The 17,534-nt window shown below is 66.1% G+C and carries 15 protein-coding genes and 1 pseudogene; 13 read left to right on the top strand and 3 right to left on the bottom strand.

Going from position 1 to position 17,534, the window contains the following annotated elements; genetic code table 11:
• The first annotated feature begins 91 nt into the window (after window positions 1-91).
• From GFY24_RS26160 to GFY24_RS26135, 6 genes and pseudogenes are all read left to right on the top strand, one after another.
• Entirely contained in the window at window positions 92-1,141 is a 1,050-nt protein-coding gene (locus tag GFY24_RS26160) for an MlaD family protein (protein ID WP_153807741.1), read from the top strand.
• On the top strand, window positions 1,138-2,094 hold the full coding sequence (locus tag GFY24_RS26155) for an MlaD family protein (protein ID WP_153807740.1): 957 nt from the start codon (window positions 1,138-1,140) through the stop codon (window positions 2,092-2,094). Before GFY24_RS26160 ends, GFY24_RS26155 begins: the two co-directional genes overlap by 4 nt.
• 21 nt (window positions 2,095-2,115) lie before the next feature.
• Window positions 2,116-2,709 (top strand): hypothetical protein, encoded by a 594-nt coding sequence (locus GFY24_RS26150; RefSeq protein WP_153807739.1) that lies wholly within the window; start codon window positions 2,116-2,118, stop codon window positions 2,707-2,709.
• A gap of 37 nt (window positions 2,710-2,746) precedes the next feature.
• Window positions 2,747-3,088 (top strand): annotated as a pseudogene (locus GFY24_RS26145) (lipase family protein); the annotation flags it as partial.
• 111 nt (window positions 3,089-3,199) lie between these two features.
• The gene (locus GFY24_RS26140) at window positions 3,200-4,066 is read left to right on the top strand and encodes an LLM class F420-dependent oxidoreductase (RefSeq protein WP_153807777.1); all 867 of its coding nucleotides are present in this window, start codon (window positions 3,200-3,202) and stop codon (window positions 4,064-4,066) included.
• A gap of 74 nt (window positions 4,067-4,140) precedes the next feature.
• The gene (locus GFY24_RS26135) at window positions 4,141-4,947 is read left to right on the top strand and encodes a nuclear transport factor 2 family protein (protein ID WP_309231340.1); all 807 of its coding nucleotides are present in this window, start codon (window positions 4,141-4,143) and stop codon (window positions 4,945-4,947) included.
• A gap of 311 nt (window positions 4,948-5,258) precedes the next feature.
• On the opposite strand, the gene GFY24_RS26130 is transcribed toward GFY24_RS26135, so the two are convergent.
• The gene (locus GFY24_RS26130; RefSeq protein WP_228566657.1) at window positions 5,259-6,311 is read right to left on the bottom strand and encodes an AraC family transcriptional regulator; all 1,053 of its coding nucleotides are present in this window, start codon (window positions 6,309-6,311) and stop codon (window positions 5,259-5,261) included.
• A 34-nt stretch (window positions 6,312-6,345) separates the two neighbouring features.
• On the opposite strand from GFY24_RS26130, the gene GFY24_RS26125 reads away from it, so the two are divergent.
• The 4 genes from GFY24_RS26125 (at window position 6,346) to GFY24_RS26110 (ending at window position 9,717) form a co-directional block, all read left to right on the top strand.
• On the top strand, window positions 6,346-7,842 hold the full coding sequence (locus GFY24_RS26125; RefSeq protein WP_153807738.1) for an NAD(P)/FAD-dependent oxidoreductase: 1,497 nt from the start codon (window positions 6,346-6,348) through the stop codon (window positions 7,840-7,842).
• A gap of 25 nt (window positions 7,843-7,867) precedes the next feature.
• Window positions 7,868-8,533: a hypothetical protein gene (locus GFY24_RS26120; RefSeq protein WP_153807737.1), complete on the top strand. Its 666-nt coding sequence runs from the start codon at window positions 7,868-7,870 to the stop codon at window positions 8,531-8,533.
• A gap of 132 nt (window positions 8,534-8,665) precedes the next feature.
• Window positions 8,666-9,238: an Rv3235 family protein gene (locus tag GFY24_RS26115; RefSeq protein ID WP_153807736.1), complete on the top strand. Its 573-nt coding sequence runs from the start codon at window positions 8,666-8,668 to the stop codon at window positions 9,236-9,238.
• 134 nt (window positions 9,239-9,372) lie between these two features.
• Entirely contained in the window at window positions 9,373-9,717 is a 345-nt protein-coding gene (locus GFY24_RS26110) for an Lsr2 family protein (RefSeq protein ID WP_153807735.1), read from the top strand.
• Window positions 9,718-9,794: 77 nt separating this feature from the next.
• Here the strand turns inward: GFY24_RS26110 and GFY24_RS26105 are convergent, their stop codons facing one another.
• Window positions 9,795-13,178: a BTAD domain-containing putative transcriptional regulator gene (locus GFY24_RS26105; RefSeq protein WP_153807734.1), complete on the bottom strand. Its 3,384-nt coding sequence runs from the start codon at window positions 13,176-13,178 to the stop codon at window positions 9,795-9,797.
• A gap of 264 nt (window positions 13,179-13,442) precedes the next feature.
• On the opposite strand from GFY24_RS26105, the gene GFY24_RS26100 reads away from it, so the two are divergent.
• The 3 genes from GFY24_RS26100 (at window position 13,443) to GFY24_RS26090 (ending at window position 16,920) form a co-directional block, all read left to right on the top strand.
• Complete coding sequence (locus tag GFY24_RS26100) at window positions 13,443-13,673, top strand: hypothetical protein (RefSeq protein WP_153807733.1); 231 nt, start codon at window positions 13,443-13,445, stop codon at window positions 13,671-13,673.
• Window positions 13,674-13,766: 93 nt separating this feature from the next.
• On the top strand, window positions 13,767-16,313 hold the full coding sequence (locus GFY24_RS26095) for an ATP-dependent Clp protease ATP-binding subunit (protein WP_153807732.1): 2,547 nt from the start codon (window positions 13,767-13,769) through the stop codon (window positions 16,311-16,313).
• 103 nt (window positions 16,314-16,416) lie between these two features.
• Window positions 16,417-16,920 carry a PaaI family thioesterase gene (locus GFY24_RS26090; protein ID WP_153807731.1) on the top strand — a complete coding sequence of 168 codons (504 nt, stop codon included), beginning with the start codon at window positions 16,417-16,419 and terminating at the stop codon, window positions 16,918-16,920.
• Window positions 16,921-16,950: 30 nt separating this feature from the next.
• On the opposite strand, the gene GFY24_RS26085 is transcribed toward GFY24_RS26090, so the two are convergent.
• A complete protein-coding gene (locus GFY24_RS26085; protein ID WP_153807730.1) occupies window positions 16,951-17,514 on the bottom strand; it encodes a heme-binding protein in 564 nt (187 codons plus the stop codon).
• Window positions 17,515-17,534: the final 20 nt, after the last annotated feature.

Genomic DNA, 17,534 nt, shown 5'->3' with positions numbered 1-17,534 from the left:
TGCGATGAGGGCAAGTTCCGCACGCCGGGCAGCTATCCCCGGGCAGGCAGGCTCCGCGCCGAGGGCAGTCGGCCGGAGCCGCACCACCCTGATGACAGGTAAGGCACTCGGCGCTGTACTGCTTTCGGCGGGCCTCGTGGCCGGTGCAGGCGGTTGCGCGTTCGACCCCGCGGAGGTGCCGGTGCCAGGCACCTCCGTCTCGGGCCCGACCTATCGCATTCACATCGAGTTCGGCAATGTGCTGAATCTTCCTGCGCGGGCCAAGGTTATCGCCAATGGCGCGCAGGTGGGGACGGTTGCCGGTGTGCGCGTGGTGGATTCGGCGCATGCGGGTGGGCGCGGCGGATATGTGGTTGTGGACGCCGATATTTCGACGAAGGTGCAGCTGCCGGAGACCACCATCGCGGAGTTGCGGCAGAACACCGTGCTCGGTGATATCCATCTGGCGCTGACCACCCCGACCGCCGGTTTCGGCACGCTGTTGCGCACGGGCGGGACGATTCCGCGGGAGCGCACGCATCCGGCGGTGCAGCTCGAGGACACCATGGCCGCGCTGGCCGCCTTCACCCAGGGTGGTGCGGTGAATCAGTTGCAGGACATTATCAATCGGTTCAACGCGGTGCTGCCGGCCGATCCGAACGAGACCAAGCGCATCGCGCAGAACGCGGCCGGCAATGCCGTGGATCTGGCCGCCAACCTGGATCAGGTCGACTCACTGCTCAACGGCCTGGGCGCCAATGCCCAGGTACTGCATGATCGCGCGGATTTCCTGGATCACGAGTTGAGTCAGGAGTCGGTCGATGCCATGAACGGCGTTAGCGATTCGATTCGCGGCGTCGCTCAGATCTTCACCGCGCTCGGTCAGCTGGGTTCCTCGCTCGCCTGGCTGGCCCCGGTGGTCAATTCCGCCGATGGCGCGGCCGAAGCGTTTGTGCCCCTGGCCTTCTCGGGTGCGCCGCTGGATCTGTCGGTGCCCTCGAATCTCTCGCTGCTGGTTTCCCTGCTGCGCGACAAGCTGATTCCCTTCGTCGAGCACGGCCCGAAGGTGAATATCACCGGCGTGCAGGTGGATTCGGTCTCCAAGGAAGACCAGGTGGGGAACATTCTCGCCACCCTGCGCATGATCGGAGCGGTGCGATGAAGTGGGGATCACTGGCCTCGCTCGGCGGTATCGCCGCCGTCACCGTGCTGGGCGCGAGCTATCTGACCTTCGGGGTGGTGCGCGCGGACCCGCTCGCCGAGTACACGCACGCCTCCATGGTGCTGGCCAACTCCGGCGGTTTGAGCGTGGGGTCGCCAATCCTGTTGACGGGCATGACGATCGGCAGGATCACCTCGGTCGACCGCACCGCGCAGGGGGTGGAGGTCGGCTTCCGTGTCGATGCCGATCGCAAGGTGCCGACCGACAGTGTCATCAGCATCGAACAGCTCTCCGCGCTGGGCGAACCGTATGTGGAGATCCGTCCCAAAACCGGTGGCGCGCCGTACCTGAAGGACGGTCAGCGCCTGGATACCTCGGCGGTCGAATCCCCGCTCGCCATTCCGGCGGTCTCGCGCCTGGTCAATCAGGTGATGAACCAGCTCGATCCGACGGTTGCGGCCTCACTGGCCGATACCCTCGGCGCGGCCTTCCATGACACCGATTCGGCCATGCCCTCGCTCACCCGCGCCGGTGATCTGCTGGCGTCGGCGATTATGAGCCGCGAACCCAAAATCGCTCAGCTACTGAACAGTTTTCAAGCCGCGGCCTCGAATATGGACGGTATAGGCGAGGCGACCACCGCTGCCGCACCGGCATTCGTGCAGTTCTCGCAGACCCTCGATGATCTGGTCGAGGCGGTCGGCAGACTGGTCGATCGGGTGCCCGGACCGCAATCCTATGTGGACGGCAATGGTCTGGCACCCTTCCTGGCGAAGCTGACCGACTGGTTACAGCAGGCCGGACCCGAACTGAAAACCCTTGCGCCCCAGCTGCAGCCCCTCGCGGATGCCGCACGCACCGCCGGGCCGCAAATCGATATCAGCGCCCTGATCGCGCAGGCCCTCGCCGGTACCGGCGATAACGCCGTGCGCGTCCAGGTCAACGTCAAGTAATCACCGATGAAGGAGAAGCGGATGTCGCAGGACACCGAGCCGAAGCGGGCAATCGACGCGGAGGCCACTGCCGTCTCCGCCCCGGAGGCCCCGAAAACCGTGTCGCTCAGGCTTTCCAGCCTGGTCACGGCCGCCGCCGGCGTGCTGCTGGTCGGCGCGCTCATTACGGCGAGTGCGCTGTGGCTCAACGCGCACGGTGAACTGAGCGACCGCGATGCCGCCGCGGCGAATATCCAGCACGCCGAACAGGTCGCCACCGATTACTCGGTCGGTGCGTCGAATATCAATTTCTCCGACCTGAATTCGTGGACCGGGCGACTCAAGGCCAACACCACTCCGCGCCTGGCGGACAAGTTCGATGCCACCGCTTCGAAGCTGCAGGACATCCTGGTCCCGCTCGAATGGACCTCCAGCGCCACTCCGGTGACGGCCAAGGTCATGTCGCACAACAACGGCGTCTACCAGGTGAATGTCTTCCTGAATGTCACCTCCACCAATGCCCAGAATCCCCAGGGCGTGCAGACCACCGTCACCTACAACGTGGCGGTCGATCCCGGCAATGGCTGGAAGGTCGCCGATGTGGGCGGTATGAATCTGGCGCTGCCCAAGCAGTAGTCGCCAATATTCTCCGGTCCCGGACAAGCTCGTCTCCATGCAGATCGCCGAGGACTCCCTCGCCGGCTGCTGCGCGCCGTCCTATGCGGTCCAGCAGTGGTCGCTGAGCGCGCTCGGCGGCCAGATTGTGGTGCCCGCCGAATTCGCCATCACACAGGGCGCGCTGTCGCAGGGCTGGGGCGTGGTGATTCCGGATCATCAGGGCCCGAATGAGGCTTATGCGGCAGAGCCTTTGGCCGGTCGCATCACCCTCGACGGAATTCGCGCGGCGAAGAATTTCGAGCCCATGCGTCTGGCGGCCGATACCCGCATCGGCATGTACGGCTACTCCGGCGGTGCGATCGCCACCGGGCATGCCGCCGAATTGAAGCAGTCCTACGCGCCGGATTGGCTGCTGCTGGATCCGAACGGCCGGCCCTGCTCGCCGCCACCTTCGGCGAGGTGTTCGCGTCCTTCTTCGGAAAGCCGCTCGGCGTCCGATAATGGGTATATGGAACTGGGCCTGCACTACTGGAATTTCTCGACTCCGGCGGCACCGGAGTCGATCACCCCGACCCTCACCAGCACCGCGAAGCTCGCCGAACAGGCGGGCTTCACGGAGTTCACCGTCATGGACCACTACTTCCAGATGGAGGCGCAGGGCAATGCCGATGAGCCCATGCTGGAGGGGTACACCACGCTCGGCTATCTGGCGGCCGTGACGGAGCGAATGCGATTGGGGCTCTTGGTAACCGGCGTCATGTACCGGTATCCGGGCCTGCTCGCCAAGATCGTCACCACCCTGGACGTGCTCTCCGGCGGTCGTGCCCAACTGGGTATCGGAGCCTCCTGGTACGAGAAGGAGCAGCGCGCGCTGGGCGTCCCGGTGGTGCCGGTGGCCGAGCGCTTCGAACGCCTGGAGGAGACGCTGCAGATCTGCCTGCAGATGTGGAGCGCCGACAATGGCCCGTACAAGGGCGAGCACTACCAGCTGGCCGAAACACTCTGTGTGCCAGCGCCTTTGAGTAAGCCGCGCCCGTCCATCCTGATCGGCGGCGGCGGTGAGAAGAAGACGCTGTTGATGGTGGCCCGCTACGCCGACGCCTGCAACCTGTTCGCGGTGAGTATGGACGATATCGCCCGCAAGCTGGATGTGCTTCGCGCGCACTGCGATTCGGAGGGGCGCGACTACGACGGCATTCGCAAGACGGCCTGTTATATCCGGCCCATACTCGACGATCCGGACCAGTTCGTGCGCGATGCCGAGCAGCTCGCGGGGATGGGCTTCACACTGCTGAATCTCATGCCCAATGGCGATCCGCTCGCCTACACCGAACGGGTCGCCGAGCTGGTGCTGCCCCGGGTCTCCGGCCTGTAGCAGCGCCCCGTTCCCGTGACTGGGGACGGGGCGGCCGGTATCATCGCGCGCGCTACTCATCACCTGGAGGAACCGTGTCCGCGAATCCCACTGCCGCCGAACTGCTGGCGACCGTCGAAGCCTCCCCGCGGGCGGTGGCGGCGCACGACCGCGCCGCCTGGGTCGGCCTGTTCGCCGACTCCGCAAGCGTGGAGGACCCGGTCGGTTCGCGCCCGCATATCGGCCGGGCCGCCATCGAACGGTTCTACGACACCTTCATCGCACCCAATGGCATCGCCTTCGATGTCGAGCACGATGTGGTCTCCGGTATGACGGTCTTCCGCGATCTGAGTATCGCCACCACCATGTCGACCGGCATCACCCTGCACGTGCCCATGCACCTGCGCTACGACGTGGTCGAACAGAACGGCGAGCTGAAAGTCCAAGCCCTGCGCGCGCATTGGGAACTCCCCGGCATGATCGCGCAGCTCATGGGCTCGGGCGCGCAGGGCCTGCTGGCGGGCGCGAAGCTGGGCCCGCAGCTGCTCGGTAATCAGGGTATCGGCGGCGCACTGGGTTTCATGAAGGGCATGAGCAGTGTCGGCTCCGGCGGCAAGCAGGCCGCCGGGCGACTGCTGGATGCGGTGGGCTGCGGCGAATCCGTAGGCGCGCATGCCGCGCTGGCCCCGGTGCCCCGGCTGTCCTGGGCCGAGGATGAGCGAATGTCGCTGGAGGACTTCACCGTTCGCGCCAAGGGCCTGCGCTGGAGCAAGACCGTCGCGGCGGGCCGCACGGTGACGGCCACCGTCGAAACTCGGGATGGCCGCGGTATCGCGCAGCTGGATTTCACCGATCGCGGCGCGCGTATCGAGGCCGTACGCGTCTTCGTGCCCTCGCGCTAATCCCGTACGCCGACAATCCCGGTGAGTGGATCGGTCCGGCTGAAGTTACTGCCTCCGGCCGCACCGACCACTTTTCCGTGCACGGCGATCATCCACTGCCCGCATACGCACCGTAGGTACTGCACCGAGCGGTGCGAGGACACGGGCGTGGGGGAGGGCCAAGCGCAGGAAGGGCATTCGGCTATCACCGCTTCATCCTGCGCGCGTGAACGGTGGCGCGCCCGCAGGACACGCGGCAAGATCGCAAACTGATTGCGAGAATTGCCTGGTTCACATTGCGTGACTTCCCAATGGATACAGGCGAACTCGAGTCAGCTCAGGCCGCCCCTGCCACGCCGGATCGCGGACGGCGTTGTGCCCCACCAGCGCTGGCAACATCGGGTGAAGGTGGATTGTTCGGAGAGCCCGACCAGCGAGGCCACCTGGCTCATCGGCATATCGGTGGTGGTGAGATAACGCCGCGCCTCGGTCCGCCGCACCTCATCCAGCAGCGCCGCGAAGCTGGTCCCCTCCGCCGCCAGCCGCCGTTGCAACGTACGCGGATGAATGGTGAGTATCCGTGCGACAGCACCGATTTCGGGTGCGGCGGTGCCGAGCAGCTTCTGCAGTGTGATGCGCACCTGCGGGGTGAGCGCCCTCGACTCCCCGCCGGATTGCTGCGCCAGAAACGCCATGGCGAGCCGATGCAGATTCTCGTCCCCACCCGAGAGCGGCCGAGTGGCGAGGCTGCTCGGCACTCGCAGCAAGGCAACCGGACGCTCGATTCGCACTGGGGCACCGAAGAATTCCTCGTACACCTGTATCGGCGCGGCCGGGAGATACGGCAGTTCCACCGAGCGCAGGCCGTACCTGTCCTCGGCGAGGCGCTGAATGGTTCGGTGCACGAACGCCAATCCGACATCGGTGCCCTGGACCGGCGTCGGCAGTCCGGGCGCGGTGACGCCGTAGCGCAGCGCGATCACTCCGCGATCGCCGTACGGATCCGGTCCGAGGGTCAGGCTCAGCGAGCGCGCGTGCACGAACAGATATCGCGAGGTGCACTCCAGCACATGCGCGAGGGTCGGCGAATTGCGGATGGCGAGCGCGAGCGGTCCGAGCATGTCCAGGTCCTGCCGCCGCGACATGCGCAGACCCAGGTCCGGACAGTTCAGCCGATGCGCGGCGAGTTCGAGCGCCGCGCCGACGGCATGGTCGGGGACGAGCAGATCGTCGGTGTCCAGGGCCTCGACGGGCAGGCCGCACAGCGTGGCGAGCTCCTCGGCGTCACCGCCCAACTCGGCCACGGTGGCGCGGAAGCCGCGCAATCCGGCGGATCGGATGACCGACATGTCGTCCAGAATCAAATACTTGTCGCGCAGAGTCAAGAAGGGCCTGTCTGCCCGACGCAGACTGGAGGTCATGAGCGCCGCGATCTCCAGCCCCGTTGAGCACCTAGATGTCGTGATCGTCGGAGCCGGACTCTCCGGCATCGGCGCGGCCTATCGATTGCGGGCCGAACATCCCGGCCGCAGTTACGCCCTGTTGGAGTCCCGCGCCGCGCTCGGCGGCACCTGGGATCTGTTCCGCTATCCGGGCGTGCGCTCGGACAGCGATATGTTCACCCTCGGCTACCCGTTCAAACCCTGGCGCGATGCCAAATCCATTGCCGACGGGCCGTCCATCCTGCGCTATATCGAGGAGACCGCCGCCGAGAACGGCATCGACAACCACATTCGCTTCAACACCAAAGTTATTGCGGCGGAATGGAACAGCGCCGCCTCGCACTGGAAGCTGACCCTCGGGACCCGCACCGGTGACGCCGTCGAACAGCGCACCCTCACCTGCGGATTCCTCTACTCCTGCGCGGGCTACTACAACTACGACCACGGCCACGAACCCGAATTCCCGGGCATCGGCGACTTCGCCGGAACCGTCGTGCATCCCCAATTCTGGCCGGAGGACCTGGATTACGCGGGGAAGAAGGTCGTGGTCATCGGCAGCGGCGCGACCGCGGTCACCCTGGTGCCCGCCATGGCCGAGCAGGCCGCGCAGGTCACCATGCTGCAGCGCAGCCCCACCTGGATCTCCGCGGTCCCCGGCCGGGACAAAATCGCCGACCGGCTGCGCGAACTACTGTCGCCGAATCTGGCGCACCGGGTGATCCGCACCAAGAACATTCTGTTCAATGTCGGCTTCTACCAGTACTGCCGACGTCGCCCGGAGTCCGCGCGCAAAATGCTGACCGGGCTCACGACCCGCATCCTCGAGGATGAGAGCTTGGTGGCCGAGCATTTCACGCCCGCCTACAACCCGTGGGATCAGCGGCTGTGTGCGGTTCCGGACGCCGACTTCTTCAAGGCCATGCGCAAGAGTAAGGCCGAGGTCGTCACCGATCACATCGAAAGCTTTGTGCCCGAAGGGATTCGGTTGAAGTCGGGTCGGGTGCTGGAGGCTGAAATCGTCGTGACCGCGACCGGATTGCAGCTGCTGGCCTTCGGCGGTATCGGGCTCACCGTGGATGGTGCGCCGGTGAACCTGTCCGAGCAATTCGTCTGGCAGGGCACCATGATGACCGGCGTCCCGAATTTCGCGGTCTGCATCGGTTATACGAATGCCTCCTGGACCCTGCGCGCCGATCTGACATCGCGACTGGTGTGCAAGGTGCTCGGCTATATGGACCGCAATGCCTATTCAGCAGTCGTCCCGCAACCCGGGCGCGCGCTCGGCGAGCGACCGCTACTGGATCTCGCGTCCGGCTATGTGCAGCGGTCGATTTCGCAGTTCCCGCGGCAGGGTGACCGGCATCCATGGCAGGTTCGGCAGAACTATCTGCTGGATTCGGCGACCACCCTGCGCACAGATCTGCGTAAGACACTGCGCCCGGTCCCGATGACCAAGACCCTCGAAACCGTCTGAATGGCCGTCATTTAACCTCATCCGCATGAGCGTGCAGCGGGTAGCGGTAGCAGTCGTCGCGGCGGCGGTCCTGGGTTCGGCCGGCGGGACGGCCATTGCCGTCGCCGCCCCGGACAGCGGATCGGTCTCGGGCTCCGCGTCCGGATCCGCCGATTGGCCGGTGCCCGCCGCGCCCGCCGCCTCCGCGACGCTGATCGTGGCCTACAGCTTCGGCAATCGCATTCCCGCAGGGGTGGATTCGGCCCGCACCATCGGCGAGCCCGGACCGGTGAACGAGGCCCTGGCGGCGGCCGTCATGGCCACGCGGGGCGACCGGAGTGTTCCGGTCTACGCGCAGACCGAGATCGCCACGGTGCTGAAATCGCGCTACGGCCTGACCGATGTCATCTCCATCGATCCCGAACGCGCGGCGGATGGCACCCTCGTCTACCTCTCCACCGATGGCGTGGCGGCCAAGGTCGCCGAGCTGCGAGGCGCCTCGGTGGCAAGCGATTCCGCCGCTGTGGTGGCCTTCCACGATCACTTGTGGCGCGCCACCCGCACCACCGGCAAGCACGGTTTCAATGCCTTCGCGCCCGCCGATGTGACCATGCCGAGCACCTATGATCCGCAGTCCGGCCAGATCTGGACCACCAGCGCGTTGCTGTATCTGCCCACCGATATGCTCGGCCGCCTCGCGCTGCTGAAGTAGCCCGGAAAGTAACTGGCGCGACACGCCGCGTGTGGGTGCGCGAGGTTCGCGCGCGGCGCACCGGCGGCGAAATCGCCTGGCACCCTGGCTGTAGCGCCCGGCCGATCGGGCCGGCGCGGCGAGGGGAGCGTGATGGTATTCGAGGCTGGATTCGTGCTGCCCGCACCGGATTCGGAGCTGCCGATCGCCCCGTGCCGCAGCGTGAGATTCCGCTGGGTACGGCGGCCCGCACCGGTGCGCGCGCAATCATCGGCGCAATCGAGACCCGCGTCCTGTCGCAATCACGTCATGCGTAAAGCGGCCGAGCGGCGCACCGGAACCGTTGCACTTCAACGGGTATTGCGGGCTTCGCACGCTGCGAAATCCGGGCGCTGTGACGAAGGCGATACCACCCCGCTGCAATTCGCCGGGGCGGCACTGCGGTTGGCGCTGGAGGTGCTCGACGGGCGGCGCTCGCCGGTACAATTGCGCCCGCTCGCGGAGGCCGGTGTGATCGCCGCGCTGCATACTTTGGCCGAACGCGGGCAGGCTCCCGGATATGAGCTCGGGGCCGCCACGCTCACCAGGATCGATGTGATCATGGCCGGTGCGAGGGCGGCGGAAGTGTGCGCCGGATACGACCGGGGAACGCGACATTTCGCACTCGCCGCCCGCATTGTCCGCGGTCGTTCCGGGTGGCGCTTGACGGTTTTCCGGGTGTGCTGAAGACCGGATGGTCTCCGCGGTAATAGCAGAATAGTCTGAGCTCACCGAATTCCATTCGCGTCTGGTTTGAAACTACCCCGCCGCGGCATTAGCATTTCGGCGAATAGCGGCACCTCTACGTGGAAGGGCAGTCCATGGCGAAGAAAGTCACCGTAACGCTGGTTGACGACTACGACGGCGAATCGAAGGCCGACGAGACAGTCTTTTTCTCGATCGACGGCATGGACTACGAGATCGATCTGTCGATCAAGAATGCCGGCAAGCTGCGGGAGTCTCTCGAGCCCTGGACCGAGAAGGCCCGCAAGGTCGGTCGTTCCAAGCAGCGCAAGGTTACGGCCGCCAACGGCCGTACCCGACCGGCCGTCGACCGGGAGGAGAGCACCGCGATCCGCGAATGGGCGCGCGCTCAGGGCCACCAGGTCTCCTCGCGCGGTCGTATTCCGGCGGAGATCGTCGAGGCGTACCAGCGCACGAAGTAAAAATCGGGCGATTAACTCCCGCCCGTAGGGAAATTCGGCAGCAGCCGGTGGCCATGAGGTCACCGGCTGTTGTCGAATTAAGCTACCCGCAGTAGCGAATTTCCGGCTATCGGAAGTTCGATCCGGATTCGCGCCAGTTGTTCTTGTGCGCTGTCCCGATGCGTGGCCGCCGCGGCGGTATCGCCGAGTGCCGCGGCAAGTGCGGCGAGCACGGTATCGAGTGGGCCGAAGACGGTCATACCGGTTTCGCTGCCGATGATCGTGCCCGAATGCGGCAAAAGGTATTCATAGAGCGCGCGAATATCATCCATCTCACCGAGTGCGATGGCGGCGCGCGCCCGCAGCGCGGACATGAGCAGCGGATACATCTCCTCGCGCACCCCGGCGGTCTCGGCGTAGACCACCCGCGCCCGCTCGCGCTCCCCGGCATGCACCAGCGCCAGCGCGTACGCCTGACCGAAAGCGCCCGGCAGCAGCGTGTAGATCTCACCGAGCCGGGCCGTCAGCCCCGACAGATCCCCGCGTGCCCAGCCGGTTCCCAACGCGCAGAACAACTTCGCCTCCGCGGCATTGGCGATACCGGAACGCGTTATCCGCCTGCCGAATTGCTCGTACAGCCGCTCGGCGGGCTCCACCTCTCCGCGCAGCAGCTCCATGGTCGCGGCGAAACAGCTGACCAGATCCAGCAGCGGCTGCAACTGCCCCTCATCGGCGTACTCCACCGCATGCGCCACCAGCCGTGCGGCCTCGCGCAGCTCACCGTGCGCCACCGCCGCCCGGTATCCCATGAAGTGCGCCAGCGCCTGATACTCGGCGAGTCCGGCCCGCCCGGCCACCCGCTCCAATTCGGCGGTCAGCGCCAGGAATTCCGGCCCGAAGTCGAATGTCAGATAGGTCACGGCATTGATTGCCGCACACAGCAATTCGGGATCCCCGAGGGTCCGTGCGAGTGTCAGCGCCTGCCGGGCCATCGCCTGTTCGCCGTCGTACTCCTGCAGGCCCGCTTCGAAGCTCGCCGCGATCAGCAGTCGAATCAGTGCCGGGGCCGACGCATTGGTGGGCTCGGGCGGGCCGTGATCGGCGAGGGCACGCGAGAGTGCGCGGCGGATGCGGTGGTCGGGTGTGCGCCATTCCCGGATCGCCCAGATGACCGGGGCGCGCCAGCAGGTGAGCGCCCGGGCGCGAAAATGCCCGGCGTGGGTCGCCTCGGTGCCGAATGTCGCTGCGGTGGTGCGGGATCGGGTGCGGAGGTGGTCCTTGTCCAGATGTTCGGCGAGCGCCAGGGCGCGGAGGCGTTCGGCACGGGCCTCGCGGTGCCGGTTGTCGTAGGCGAGTGCGGTGACCAGGGCGCAGCGCGTATCCAGCAGTTCGATGCGGTCGGCGTGCTGGGCGTGCTCGGCGGTGTCACCGGCCAGGTCGTGCAGCTCCACGGCGGCGCGGAGCAGGCGCACGCACGCACCGCGATTGCGGCGGGACATCTGCCGTTCGGCCGCGGTGCGCACGTATTCGATAGCGGCCCTGGAGGTTTCGGTGCTCGCGCCCAGCATGGCATGCCGGGCCAGAGTATCCGGGTCGCGGGCCGAGGCGGGATATGAGTCGGTGTGCTCGCGCAGGAGTTCCAGTGCGGACCAATGCATTCGGCCACGGCGCAGCGGGGGGATGCCGAGATAGACGGCATCGCGAATGAGTGCGTGTTCGAACGAGATCCGCCCGCCGCCCTCGGTGCCGACCAGTCCGGCCGCCTCCGCCGCCGCGATCAGGTCGATGAGGGCGTCCGGCGGTGATCCGGTGGTCAGGCTCAGCAATCCGAGTTCCATACCGGCGCCCCAGATCGAAATATGTTGCAGCACTTCGGTGACACCCACGGGAAGCCGTGCGATGCGATTGTCGATGATCTCCCGGACCGACTCCGGCACCTGCTCCATGGTCCCGTGCGCGGCCAGCAGTTTCGCCAGCTTCCGGACGAAGAGGGGATTTCCGCCGGTGCGGGCGTGCAGCTGCGCCAGCAGATCCGGTCCGAGTGGCGCCAGCCCGGCGGCTTCGGCGGTCTGTCGTGTCCCGGCCGCGTCCAGCCCGGTCAACTCCAGGTGTGTGGCCGCGTACTGTGCCAGTGCGGCAGCGGTATTCAGCACGCCCGGCCCGGCCTCCGAGCGTTGCGCGGTGGCAAGTACCAGGACCGGTTCGTCCCGCAGCCAGTTCACCACCTGCCGCAGCACCTGCAGGGTGGCGGTATCGGCCCGGTGCACATCTTCCAGCAGTATTGCCACCGGCGCGGAAACCGCCGCGCGCCTGCACGATTGCGCGAGCTTCCGCGACAGGGTGAACGCGTCGTCACCGCCGATGGCCGGAGACTGTTCCGCCGCGGCACTATCCAGGATGCTGTGAATTTCGGCCCACGGCCAGGCCATGGGCGCGCCGTCGATATCGGGGCAGCTGCCGGTGGCCACGGTCCAGCCGGTGGTGGTCAGTGCGGCGAGGACGGTTTCGCTGAGTGTTGTTTTGCCGATGCCGGCCTCGCCGGAGATCCAGGCCAGGCGCAGGCGGCCGGTGCGGGCGGTTTCGGCGAGTTCGAGCAGTTCGGCGAGTTCGGCGGAGTAGCCGGTGGCAGACGGGGTTTCGGTGCAGTAGCCGGCGGTGGGGGCGCGGTATTCGGTGGTGACGGGCAGTCCGCCGGGAACGGCCAATTCGGTGGAATGGGTGAGGATGGCGGTCTCCAGGTGCCTCAATCCAGGTCCCGGGTCGACGCCGAATTCGGCACTCAGGAATTCGCGTGAACGCCGAATTGTGGTGAGCGCCTCCAATTTCTGGCCGAGTTTATATTGCGCGGTGGCCAGTAGTCGCACCAGTTCCTCGCGTCCGGGGTGTTCGTCGAAGAGCGCGCGTAACTCGATGACGACTTCTCCGGACCGCCCCAGTTCGAGTTTCGCCTGTGCGTTGAGTTCCAGCGCGGTGAGTCGTAAGTCGGTGAGCCGATTCGCTTCGGCGGCAGCCCATTCGGCGTCGGCGAATGCTTCCAGTGCGGGCCCGTGCCATTGGTTGAGCACGGTCTCCAGCAGTGCGCTGCGCTCACCGGGGAGCGGCCGAGCATCGGGATTGCTGATGAGTTCCTGATAGGTCCGCAGCTGTTCTTCGAATTGCCATGCGTCGACGGCGTTCTCGGGGAATCTGAGGGCATAACCGGAGGATTCGGACACGATGTATCGGGAGGGTGCGCGGCGCGGCCGATCCGGTTCGAACAGCCGCCGCAGATTGTGGATATGTACCTGTAGCACCGAGGCGGCCTTGGGGGGTGGTGCCCCCGCCCATACATCGTCCACCAGCCGTTCGGCGGCGACGGCCTGGCCGCGGGCCACGATGAGCCGACCCAGTACGGCGCGCTGCATGGGTGTTCCGAGGGCGATCTCACGTCCGCCCAGGGTGAGGCGCAGTGGGCCGAGCACTCTGATCTCCGGCCCGGCCATCCGACCCTCCTCGTCCCGAAAGCAAACTGGACGTTCGCCGCAAGAAGAGCACTATCCCGCAAAAAGTCGGAGATGCCAAAAGTTTGCATAGTTGTCGAATAGTTACGGCCTTCTCGTGGTGTAGCCTGTTGGCCGTGCTATAAAGCGCATTGTTTGTCACGCATGCTGTATTCACAGGTGACGCAACCCGACCGGAAGTGATTCGGAAGTGGAGTCCCGGATACTTTCGGGTGGAACCAAAAGCCGAGTGAAGAGGTGTTCGAAATGTCGCAGCAATCACATTTTCCGAGTGGATTCGGTGAGAGCGGAATCGAACCCACCGCCGACGGAATCTATGTCGACCGCGACGGTGATATCTGGGAGAAGCAGGACAATGGCTGGCGTCTGCTGCTGCAGCGCGGCGTAGCCGTCGACCCCAAGTCGCTGTGGGATTGGACCGAGGGGCATGTCCGGGATTACGCCCCATTCGCGCCGGTGGGTGCGGGAGTGGACTGACACAAACGCATTACGGCCCCTTGCCGTTTCGGCGCCGGTCGCTAGTGTGGAGACGAGTTCGCCCGATTTGTCCCCCGATGCCACGAGGTGACCATGACGCAGGGTTGGCCAAGTTCCAGGGACTCCTTCGACTCCATCGACGATATTTTCCAGCGCTTCTTCGGCTCCGGTATGGCGGCGCAGCCGCCGGTGCAGCGCATCGATCTGACCCGATTACTGAGCGACAGCGCCAAAGCCGTCGTGGACGGGGCCCGCGCCGCCGCACACAAATGGGGCAGCGCCGAAATCACCCCCGAACACCTGCTCTACGCCGCGGCCGATACCGAGCCGGCCCGGAGCATCATCACCGAAATCGGCAGGGACCCGAAGCAATTGCGCGAGCAGATGCGCACCGCCGCGGGCAGCGGCATCGGCGCGCACGGCGGTGCGCACGGGCTCGCTTTGAGCCCGGCCGCGAAAGCCGCCCTGCACAATGCCCAGCGCAGCGCCGCGGAGGCGGGCAGCAGCTATATCGGCCCCGAACACATCCTGCTGGGTATCGCCGCCACCGCGGACAGCCCGGCCGCCCAGGCCCTCGCGGGCGGCGGCAAACTCCCCACCGCGAATGTGCCCAAGGGGCCCAGCGATACCCCGACCCTCGACGAGTACGGCCGCGATCTCACCGCGGAGGCGCGCGCCGGCAAGGTCGATCCGGTGGTCGGCCGCGCGCAGGAGATCGAGCAGACCGTGGAGATCCTGTCCCGGCGGCGCAAGAACAATCCGGTGCTCATCGGTGATCCGGGCGTGGGCAAGACCGCCATCGTGGAGGGCCTGGCCCAGCGCATCGTGAACGGCGATGTGCCCGAGACCCTCGCCGAGCGCCGCGTCATCGCCTTGGATGTGGGTGCGCTGGTGGCGGGCAGCAAGTATCGCGGCGAATTCGAGGAGCGGCTCACCAAGATTCTCGACGAAGTGCGTTCGCACTCGGAGGAATTGGTGATCTTCATCGATGAACTGCACACCATTGTCGGCGCCGGTGCCGGCGGCGAGGGCGCCATGGACGCGGGCAATCTGCTCAAGCCCGCACTGGCCCGCGGCGAACTGCACTGCATCGGTGCGACCACCATCGACGAGTACCGCAAATACATCGAGAAGGATGCCGCGCTGGAGCGGCGGTTCCAGCCGGTCATGGTCGCCGAGCCGTCCGTGGTGGACACCATCGAGATCCTGCGCGGGCTGGTCGATGTGTACGAGGAGCACCATCAGGTGCACTACGAGGACGAGGCGCTGATCGCGGCGGCCGAACTCTCGGATCGCTATCTCACCGACCGGTTCATGCCGGACAAGGCCATCGATCTGGTGGATCAGGCGGGCGCGCGGGTTCGATTACGCACCCGCACACTCGATCCGAAGGCCCGCGAGAGTCAGGAGCGGCTCGCCGGTCTGCGCCGCGAGAAGGATGCCGCCGTCGCGGGCGAGGACTATGAGAGGGCGAACCGGTTCAAGGCCGAAATCGCCGAGGCGGAGCGGGGTTCCGGCAGCGCCACCTCACCCGAGGTACCGCAGGTGACCGTCACCGATATCGCCGAGGTGGTGTCACGGCAGACCGGTATTCCGGTCACCGATCTCACCGTCGAGGAGCGCCAGAAACTGCTGAAACTCGAAGAGGCGCTGCATAAACGGGTCGTCGGTCAGGACGAGGCGATTGTCGCGGTGGCCGAGGCGGTGCGCCGGGCGCGCGCCGGACTGAAGGATCCGAATCGGCCGATCGGCTCGTTCCTGTTCCTGGGCCCCACCGGTGTAGGTAAGACCGAGCTCGCGAAAGCCTTGGCGCAGGCTGTATTCGGCGATGAGGACCGGCTGATCCGCTTCGATATGAGCGAATTCCAGGAGAAGCACACGGTTTCCAGGCTGGTCGGTGCGCCACCCGGATACGTCGGCTACGACGATGCCGCCCAGCTCACCGATAAGGTTCGCCGCCAACCGTATTCGGTGATCCTGTTCGACGAGGTGGAGAAGGCGCACCCGGACGTGTTCAATGTGCTGCTGCAACTCCTGGACGACGGCCGGGTCACCGACTCCAAGGGCCGCACAGTCGATTTCAAGAACACCATCGTCATCCTGACCAGCAATATCGGCTCGGATATCATCCTGTCCGCGAAAGATGATGACCTGCAATCGATTACACCGCAGCTGGAGGATCGGCTGCGCAAACACTTCCGGCCCGAATTCCTCAACCGGCTGGACGAGCAGATCGTCTTCCATCGCCTCGACCGCGATCAGCTGCGCAATATCGTGGATCTGGTGCTGGACGGCACCCGCCGCCGGCTGCGCGCACAGGACATCGCCCTGGATGTCTCGGACAAGGCCATGGATTGGCTGGCGGACACCGGCTATCAGCCCGAGTTCGGTGCGCGTCCGCTGCGCCGGACCGTGCAGAAGCGGCTGGACAACGCTCTCGCCGAGAAGATTCTGGGCGGTGCGCTCGGCCCGGGCGATACGGTTCGCATCGATGCCGACGAGAACGGTCTACTGGTGGAGGCATTGCACCGCAAGGCTTCCGGCAAGAGATCCGCCGACGCCACCATCAATATCCCGGACGGTGGCGCGCACACCAAGAACAGTCACGGCAAGGCCGGTGCCGCCAAGTCGAAGCACTAGCCGCCCACGGACAGCGCCGCGCCGGGTCCACTCCCGGTGCGGCGCTTTTGCCCGGACTCTCCCGTTTCTCGCTTTGTCAGTGAACGTGAGTTAACTTCGGGAGATGGAACACGATCGTGAAACGGTGCCGCTGCCGCTCGGGGAGCTCTTCGCCGAAGGGCCGCTCCCGGCGCATCACCACGGGTGTTTCGGCTGCGGCCCGTCGAATCCGGCCTCACCGCGCATTGTGTTCGAACGCCGGGGTGACACTGTGCGAGGAACTTTCACGATGGATGAGCGGCATCAGGGTGCGCCCGGCGTGGCGCACGGCGGCATTGTCGCCGCCGCCCTCGATGAAGCCTCCGGTTCCATCCTGATGCCGTTGCGGCAGCCCGCGGTCACCGTGAAGCTCGATGTGAACTTCCGCTCACCTGCCCGGCTGGGGCGAGAATTGGTCGTCACATCCCAGCTCAGTGCACGCAAGGGCCGCAAACTCTTCATCGATTCGGTGCTGACCGACGGCGAAACCGTCATCGCCACCGGATACGCGATCTTCGTGGAGGTTCCGCAGCAGCATTTCGTCGACCTCGGAGCCACCCCGGGAGAACTGTTCACCATCGGCGGCTGAGGTCTCAGAGGTAGAGCTGCGCACACGCGTTCAGTGACCCAGTGCGGCAGCACCGGCCTGCGCGAACTTCTCATCCAGATCGCCACTCGGCGCGCCCGCCACACCGATCCCGGCGATCGGCGCGCCCTTGGCATCGACCGGTGCACCGCCGGCCAGGAACAGCGTTCCCGGAATATCCGCGAGCTGCGGAGCGGAGGCCAAGCGCTCCACCAGTTTCGAGGTCGGCGCATTCCACGACACCGCCGTAAACGCCTTCTCCCGAGCCGATTCGAACGATTGCGGTCCCGCGCCATCCCCGCGCAGCACCACGATGGTGTTCCCATCCCGATCCACCACGGCCACACTGACCCGCTGATTCTCCTGCTTCGCCGCATCCAGCGCGGCCTGTGCGGCCCTGGTGGCCGCGGCCACGGTGAGATGCGTGCTCTGCTGCAGATTCGCCTCGCCCGCATCGGCCACCACGGGTGCCTTGGTTCCCGGCTCGGTGCTGTCGGCATTCGACGCGACCACCCCGACCACTCCGGCGGTCACCGCCACCGCCGCGACCCCGCCGGCCAGAATCCGATTCCGAGCAGATACGCCCTTGCCGCTCATGCCATTTCCTCACGTTCTCG

Source organism: Nocardia sp. SYP-A9097 (assembly GCF_009649815.1).
Taxonomy (GTDB): Bacteria; Actinomycetota; Actinomycetes; order Mycobacteriales; family Mycobacteriaceae; genus Nocardia.
The sequence above is the reverse complement of the archived record's forward strand: the minus strand, read 5'-3'. Positions and strand labels throughout refer to the sequence as shown.

Bases quoted from the DNA above. Each gene is read 5' to 3' on its own strand.
- GFY24_RS26125 (WP_153807738.1), top strand. From the start codon at position 6,346: ATGAGCGCCGCGATCTCCAGCCCCGTTGAGCACCTAGATGTCGTGATC.
- GFY24_RS26155 (WP_153807740.1), top strand. From the start codon at position 1,138: ATGAAGTGGGGATCACTGGCCTCGCTCGGCGGTATCGCCGCCGTCACC.
- GFY24_RS26090 (WP_153807731.1), top strand. From the start codon at position 16,417: ATGGAACACGATCGTGAAACGGTGCCGCTGCCGCTCGGGGAGCTCTTC.
- GFY24_RS26120 (WP_153807737.1), top strand. From the start codon at position 7,868: ATGAGCGTGCAGCGGGTAGCGGTAGCAGTCGTCGCGGCGGCGGTCCTG.
- GFY24_RS26085 (WP_153807730.1), bottom strand. From the start codon at position 17,514: ATGAGCGGCAAGGGCGTATCTGCTCGGAATCGGATTCTGGCCGGCGGG.
- GFY24_RS26110 (WP_153807735.1), top strand. From the start codon at position 9,373: ATGGCGAAGAAAGTCACCGTAACGCTGGTTGACGACTACGACGGCGAA.
- GFY24_RS26140 (WP_153807777.1), top strand. From the start codon at position 3,200: ATGGAACTGGGCCTGCACTACTGGAATTTCTCGACTCCGGCGGCACCG.
- GFY24_RS26095 (WP_153807732.1), top strand. From the start codon at position 13,767: ATGACGCAGGGTTGGCCAAGTTCCAGGGACTCCTTCGACTCCATCGAC.
- GFY24_RS26150 (WP_153807739.1), top strand. From the start codon at position 2,116: ATGTCGCAGGACACCGAGCCGAAGCGGGCAATCGACGCGGAGGCCACT.
- GFY24_RS26100 (WP_153807733.1), top strand. From the start codon at position 13,443: ATGTCGCAGCAATCACATTTTCCGAGTGGATTCGGTGAGAGCGGAATC.
- GFY24_RS26115 (WP_153807736.1), top strand. From the start codon at position 8,666: ATGGTATTCGAGGCTGGATTCGTGCTGCCCGCACCGGATTCGGAGCTG.
- GFY24_RS26105 (WP_153807734.1), bottom strand. From the start codon at position 13,178: ATGGCCGGGCCGGAGATCAGAGTGCTCGGCCCACTGCGCCTCACCCTG.
- GFY24_RS26160 (WP_153807741.1), top strand. From the start codon at position 92: ATGACAGGTAAGGCACTCGGCGCTGTACTGCTTTCGGCGGGCCTCGTG.